Annotated in this window: 8 protein-coding genes; all 8 read right to left on the reverse strand. The window is 58.5% G+C overall.

What is annotated here, in order from left to right; genetic code table 11:
• Nucleotides 1–92: 92 nt before the first annotated feature.
• The gene (locus tag GFC01_RS04225; protein WP_152945393.1) at nucleotides 93–455 is read right to left on the reverse strand and encodes a flagellar protein FlaG; all 363 of its coding nucleotides are present in this window, start codon (nucleotides 453–455) and stop codon (nucleotides 93–95) included.
• Between the two features lie 74 nt (nucleotides 456–529).
• The gene (flgL, locus tag GFC01_RS04230) at nucleotides 530–1,774 is read right to left on the reverse strand and encodes a flagellar hook-associated protein FlgL (RefSeq protein ID WP_152945394.1); all 1,245 of its coding nucleotides are present in this window, start codon (nucleotides 1,772–1,774) and stop codon (nucleotides 530–532) included.
• A gap of 183 nt (nucleotides 1,775–1,957) precedes the next feature.
• Nucleotides 1,958–3,544 carry a flagellar hook-associated protein FlgK gene (gene flgK, locus GFC01_RS04235; RefSeq protein WP_152945395.1) on the reverse strand — a complete coding sequence of 529 codons (1,587 nt, stop codon included), beginning with the start codon at nucleotides 3,542–3,544 and terminating at the stop codon, nucleotides 1,958–1,960.
• Nucleotides 3,545–3,748: 204 nt separating this feature from the next.
• Nucleotides 3,749–4,273: a flagellar protein FlgN gene (locus GFC01_RS04240; protein ID WP_152945396.1), complete on the reverse strand. Its 525-nt coding sequence runs from the start codon at nucleotides 4,271–4,273 to the stop codon at nucleotides 3,749–3,751.
• A gap of 6 nt (nucleotides 4,274–4,279) precedes the next feature.
• Entirely contained in the window at nucleotides 4,280–4,591 is a 312-nt protein-coding gene (gene flgM / locus GFC01_RS04245; RefSeq protein ID WP_152945397.1) for a flagellar biosynthesis anti-sigma factor FlgM, read from the reverse strand.
• A gap of 171 nt (nucleotides 4,592–4,762) precedes the next feature.
• Nucleotides 4,763–5,203, reverse strand: a complete 441-nt coding sequence (locus tag GFC01_RS04250) for a PIN domain-containing protein (RefSeq protein WP_152945398.1) — start codon at nucleotides 5,201–5,203, stop codon at nucleotides 4,763–4,765.
• Entirely contained in the window at nucleotides 5,193–5,441 is a 249-nt protein-coding gene (locus GFC01_RS04255; protein ID WP_152945399.1) for a ribbon-helix-helix domain-containing protein, read from the reverse strand. Before GFC01_RS04255 ends, GFC01_RS04250 begins: the two co-directional genes overlap by 11 nt.
• A gap of 76 nt (nucleotides 5,442–5,517) precedes the next feature.
• Nucleotides 5,518–6,165 (reverse strand): CheB methylesterase domain-containing protein (locus tag GFC01_RS04260; RefSeq protein ID WP_194174810.1); only part of this gene is annotated, 648 nt, incomplete at its 5' end.

The raw sequence follows: 6,165 nt of genomic DNA on the forward strand, positions 1-6,165 counted from the left end.
ACCATCACCGGCCGCTGCAGCGGGTTCTGATACAGCCGTGGCCCGGCAGTAACATTAAAGTTTGCTCCTGGGCAGGATCTATTTCGTGGTTTCTAAAGATACCGGTCCAGCAGTAAACCGATGGTTTTGTACGGCTTCCGGGCTGCTGCCAGCACATCGGCCAGGGGTATTTCCCCCTTTACCTCCCCCGACTGCCTGTCGGCCACTTCCACCTTCAACCTTTCCCCTTCATCCCGCACCAGGAATTCCAGGGGCTGGTTCTGGGCTTCGGCGGCCTGGTTCAACCGGCCCACGGCGGCCAGCACTTCTTCCCGTCCGATGCCCCCTTCCTCGGGTGGCGGCGCCCCCTGGGGAAAAACGTCATCCCTCTTTACGGCCGCCGGGGGTTCGATGCGCCGGACAGGTACCACTTCCTGGGCGGCCATGGACTGCAGTCCACCGGCACCGACTTTCATGCTTGTGCGCCTCCTTTAAAAAGCGTTCCCCTGGGTAAAAATCCATCAAAATTAAGCTACCAACCATCGGTTTTTCACCGCAGGAAGTCCAGGAGTGACGTCTGCAGCAGGCGCGCCCCGGCGGAGAGGGCCGCCTGATAGGACAGCTGCTTTTGCTGGAATTCGATGGTGGCCCGGGCGATGTCGCTGTCCTGCAGGCTGGACTGGACTCCGGTGAGCCGTACTTCCTGGTCCTGCAGCTGGCTCTGCAGGGACTCCAGGTGGGCGGTGCGGGAGCCCATGGACACCCGGTGCTCCATAAGCCAGTTCATGGCATTGTCCATATTGCCCAGGGATTCGTCCACCTTATCGTACATGCCCGTGTAAAGGGCGTCCCGCAGCAGGTAGAGCTTTTCGAAGATGTTCGGTTTGGTCTGGTCTTCCTTATCATCTGCCGGCTGATATAGGAAAACCTCTTTACCGTTGGAATTTACATCTACCACCGAACCGGCGGAAATCTCCCGCTGGATGGGCTTTTCGTCCCCTTTGAAGATGGTGAGGTCGATGGAAGTAATTGTTTTATTACCGGAGGAGTCTTCTTCTATTGATATGGAGCCGGCCAGGGGTATTTTGTCGTCAGCTGTTGTTCCCGGCAGATCCAGTGTGCCGGAAAAGGAGTAGCAGGTAATAATAGTTTTGCTGGGATCGTTTTTGTCTTCAATGGTGGTTGTGTTTGCCTCCCTGGTGAGTGTGATTGTTATAACAGAAGGAGATGTGTCTGTTGTTTGCATTGTAATTGTCTTTGAAGTATTATCATACCAAAAAAAAGATTTATCGATCTTGTATGGACTACCATCAATAACTATCTGTAAATTGCCGCTGCTAACAAAACTTTTTACCCTCTCAAAGGGCGGGTAGTTGTTGTTTGTGCCGGCGTAGATGTACTTGCCCCCCAGAGAGGCGTTGCCCACGTTGACCATGGAATCGATAATGCCGTCCACTTGCTGTGCCAGCAGGGCCATGTCGTCCCTGGTCAAAGTACCGTTGGCCCCCTGGACGGCCAGGGTGCGGGCCTGGTGCAGCAGGCCGGTGGCGTCGCCCATGGTGGCGTCGCCCTGGTTCAGCCAGGACAGGCCGTCCTGGATGTTGCGCAGGTACTGCCGGGTGGTGCTGAGATCGGTCATGACGGCCATGATCTGGCTGGTGCCGCTGGGGTCGTCGCTGGGGCGGTTCACTTTCTTGCCGGTGGACATGCGCTCCTGGCTTTTGACCAGGCCCTCCAGGTTCAGCTGGATGGCGCTGACCAGGTGGCCGGCAATCATGCCGTGGGTTATACGCATGGTTTTCTACCTCTCTTTGCCGCGGTATAGCGTCAGGCGACGCCGGTGCTCCTGAAGCAACCGTACAATTTGAGCTCCCCTTCCAGTTACCCGGTCGGGTAACCGGCGGTACTCTCAAGGTACCGGGAACGGAAAATAGCGTCTATTGTATCCCGGGTGATGAACCCCGGCTGCAACTATGCCCTACACGGCCATCCGGTTGATCAGGGTGTCCAGCATGTCATCCAGCACGGTAACCATGCGGGCGGAGGCCTGGAAGGCGTACTGGAACTGGGTGAGACGGGTTAATTCCTCATCAAGAGAGACGCCGGAAACAGACTGGCGCAGGTTTTCCAGTTGCTGCAGAACCGCCCGGGTGGTACCCACCTGATGGTCGGCCCCCTGGGCATCGGCGCCAACGCCGGCAACCAGGCCCCGGTAAAAGGCTTCAAAGGTGGCTGTGGGGTTACCTGCAGCATCCGGCGACATGGTCAGTTCGGTGCGCAGCCGGGCAATGTTCAGGGCCTGGTCGCCGTTGACGTTATTTACGTCGCTTTTGATTTTGTCGGAAAGGTCGATCTTTCCGGCATAGCCTTTGACATAACTATCACGTTCACCAGTTGTTAATTCGTCATATTTTTTATAGTCACTGCTATCGTTTAACGGATCACTATCCGTGTTGTTATTTGTATCATTATATGTTGGGGCAGTCAATGCAAAAAAATCCACGCCCTTATCTGGATTATTTACATCTATAATTAAATTACCATTGCCGTCGTATTTATCATGATGCAAATTATTCACATACGCCGCCACGCTGTAGGCCAGCTGGTCCAGCTGGTCCATGTAGTCCTGCACCCGCCGGCGGGCGTTTTCCACCCCGGCCAGGGATCCGGGTAGCTGGAAGGATTCGGAGCCGGCAGTCCAGGGGACAGTGACGGCCTGGTTGCCATTTTGATCCAGGACATTCAGGCTCAGTTCATCACTGCTGGCGTCTATGGACGCTTTCAGCTGGTAATAACTTCCGTCGTAGACCACCAGGCTCTGCTGCTTTTCCGTGTTACCATCGTAATATTTCAACGAAACGTTTATGGTTTCGTCTTTATTAACCACAACCTGCACCGGCACCAGGCCGTTCAGCTCGTCCAGGAGCAGGTCCCGCCGGTCCAGCAGGTCGTTGGGCTGGTTGCCGTTGGCCACAATGCGGGCGATTTCCCTGTTCAGGCCCGCCAGCTCCCGGGCGATGGCGTTGATCTGGTCCACTTTCAGATCGATGGATTCCTGCAGGCTGCCCTTTATGTCTTTGAGCTGGGTGTATGTTTGGCGGATGTTGACCGCCAGCTCCTGCCCTGTTTCTCTCACAGTCGCCTTCAGCCCCGGGTCGGTGGGGCTGTTGTTCAGCTCGTGCCAGGCGTTGAAGAATCGGCCGATGACATCCCCCAGCCCCACATCCGAGGGCTCGGGAAACACCGCCTCCACCCGCTGCAGGGCGTCCTGGCGCTCGCTCCAGAAGCCGTCTTCCCCCAGGGCGCCGCGCACCTGCTGGTCCAGGATGCTGTCCCGGACGCGGCGGATCTGGGACACCTCAACCCCGCTGCCGATCTGGCCGGGCAGCAGCTTCTGCCAGGCGCCGGGCATGGTGTAGGGGTCGGTGGTGGTGAAAACCGGGTCCTGGCGGGTGTAGCCTTTGGTGCTGGCGTTGGCCAGGTTGTGGGCTGTCACATCCATGGCGGCGCGGCTGGACAAAAGGCCGCGGCGGGCTATTTCCATGCCGAAAAAGGTAGAAAGCAAAGGGTGATACCACCTTTCAATGTCGCCGGTAGTGAGTTGCGCTATGCAGGAAGCCCGGCGTTATCCCAGACGGATTGTTCTGCTGTGACGTCTGTTGATGCCCGGAAATTAACCGGGCACGCGCTGGTCCACCATCCTGCCGGGCTGTTTTGCCGTGGCTTTTCGCGGATGATACCGGCACGGCCCCAACAGTGATTATCGCAACTAAAAGGACCGGTCCAGGCGGCCCTCCGGCGGGGCGCCCAGGGTTTTCACGGTGCCTTCCGGGCCGTATGCCTGCCCCCCGGATTTTATGAATAGCTGTAAAACCTGCCGCGTGACCGCCAGGCCCCGGGTGGCCAGGATGCGGCAGGTGGCGTTCAACTGCTTTAACTCCGCCAGCCCTTCCTTCAGCTGCCGCCGCAGGTCCGCCAGCTGTTCCCTGGTTTCCGGGGGGGCCAGGGGGAGCAGTTCCTTTAAAGCCCTGCCCGCTGGCAGGCCCAGGGACCGTTCCAGTTCCTGCCGGCACTGCTGCCGCTCTTCTTCCAGGGCGGCCAACTTCATCCCCAGGGCTTCCTGCTGCCGGGCGGCGGCCATTATCTGCTCCGTGTCGTCTTTCTCCAGGGCGTTCCTTTGGTTGGCGGCGGCTGCCCGCAGATCCTGCACCAGGGATAATTCCTGCTGCAGCAGCCGGATCAGGGCGGTGAAATATTCCCCCTCGGGGTGGGGTGCGGTTAATTTATCTCCCATGGACCGTCATACCCGCCTGTCCAGCCGCCGCTCTTCAATGATGCCGCCGGCTATGCGCCGGGCGTCGGCCCGGTAGGTGCCTTCCGCCAGCTGCCGCTTTATTTCCGCCACCCGCTCCTGCCGCACGTCGCTCATTTCCTTTAAGCGCGCCCGGTAGAACTGCAGTTCGCGGCCGGCACCGGATATTTCCACCGTATCGGCGGCTTCCTTTGGACCGGCGGAACCGGGCTGTGCGGCGCAAGAAGCCGCTTTTTTGGCTTCCTGCCGCCGGGTGTAGATGTCGCTGACCAGGCGGGGGTCGATATGGTTTATTTTCACGGTCTGGTCACCCCCTGTTGGATCTGATGGCCGGTGATTTCCCTGTTGTCTACCTTTAATTTCGTCAGGGGAGGGAAATTCTTGAGCGGGTAATGGCCCCGGTTTGGCAGGAGTTTTGAGTGTTTTTGCCGGTTAGGGTTGATTTGCCGGAGATCGTTTGTTGAACTTACGCTATAATAAAAAAAAGTCGCTTTCAAAGGGATTAATAAAGCTCACCCCTTCCACGGTACTGTTGGAAGGAAAATCTTCGCTGAGAACCACCGGTACCTGGTTCAACCTGGCTGTAGCCCAGATCTGGGCGTCCCAATATGAAAATTTATGTTCCCGAACACCACGAATAGCCTCCAGAACAATCAGCCCGGTGAGATCGAAGACGGTCCACGAATGCAGGTAATTTTCCACACTCACCCGCACATGATCATAATCCAGGGGTTCAGCTATCTTGCGGGTAACCGTGACGATAAACTCCGCCAGGATCTGTACGCTTAAAGCACCCGAACGGGTGATGGCCAGCCGATCAAGAAGCTCGATGGACTTCTGCTGTTTGCCGGAATTTGCCGGGTCGTACGCATAAACCAGGATGTTGGTGTCCACCAGCACCTTAGCGTTCATAAAGTTCTTCCCGCCGCCATTGGCGTCTCTGTTCCCGGTTACCCGGTTTAATCCGGCTCAAAATAAATTGTTTTTCCCGCTCCCAGGCCATCATGTCTTTCTGGACAACTGTTCCGGCGGTCAGATGAGTCTCCAGGGCTCGCCGTATTAATTCCGCTTCCGTTACCCCCAATTCCCCGGCCTTTTTTTTAAGCAAGGCGTCCTGATGCGGCTTTATATAAACCTGCTTGCGGATCAATCCAGATCACCCTTTTTTCTATCCATGTGTTATATACATTATTATATACATCAACCGGCATCAAATCAAGATCAGCTCAAGATATGCCGGTTTGCTGGATCATCCGCACCATTTCCCCCGCCACCCTGTCCAGGGGCACCACCCTTTCCGCCGCCCCCAGTTCGATGGCCGCTTTGGGCATGCCGAAGACCACACAGGATGCTTCGTCCTGGGCGATGGTGGGGCCGCCCTTTTCCCGGATGGCGGCCATGCCCCTGGCCCCGTCCCGGCCCATGCCCGTGAGCAGCACGCCCATGGCCCGCGCACCGAATATTTCCGCCGCCGAGAGCATGACCCCGTCCACCGACGGGCGAAAACCCCCGGGGGGAACGGGCCCGCGGCCCGCATCCAGGTGAACGGTCACGTGCCCCGGCTGCCCGCGGAAGGTGAGCTCGAAGCCGGCCGGGGCCACCAGCACCCGCCCGGGAATGACGGGGTCCCCCTCCACGGCGTGTTTTACCGGCAGGCGGCTGCGGCGGTTTAAGTGCTCGGCCAGGGAGGCGGAGAAGCCCCGGGGGATGTGCTGCACCAGCACCAGGGCGGCGGGAAAGTCCTGCGGCAGGGCGGGGATGATCACCTGCAGGGCGGCCGGGCCGCCGGTGGAGGAGCCCACCACCACCAGATCCACCCGGGCGGCGGCCCGTTTGGGTACCACCACCAGGGGGGGCGCGAAAGGGGCGGCCGG

This window comes from Desulfofundulus thermobenzoicus (genome assembly GCF_009428905.1).
Lineage (GTDB): Bacteria > Bacillota > Desulfotomaculia > Desulfotomaculales > Desulfovirgulaceae > Desulfofundulus_A > Desulfofundulus_A thermobenzoicus.

Excerpts from the sequence above, each read along its gene's own strand:
- GFC01_RS04250 (WP_152945398.1), bottom strand. The coding sequence starts at position 5,203 with ATGAACGCTAAGGTGCTGGTGGACACCAACATCCTGGTTTATGCGTAC.
- GFC01_RS04240 (WP_152945396.1), bottom strand. The coding sequence starts at position 4,273 with ATGGGAGATAAATTAACCGCACCCCACCCCGAGGGGGAATATTTCACC.
- flgL (WP_152945394.1), bottom strand. The coding sequence starts at position 1,774 with ATGCGTATAACCCACGGCATGATTGCCGGCCACCTGGTCAGCGCCATC.
- GFC01_RS04225 (WP_152945393.1), bottom strand. The coding sequence starts at position 455 with ATGAAAGTCGGTGCCGGTGGACTGCAGTCCATGGCCGCCCAGGAAGTG.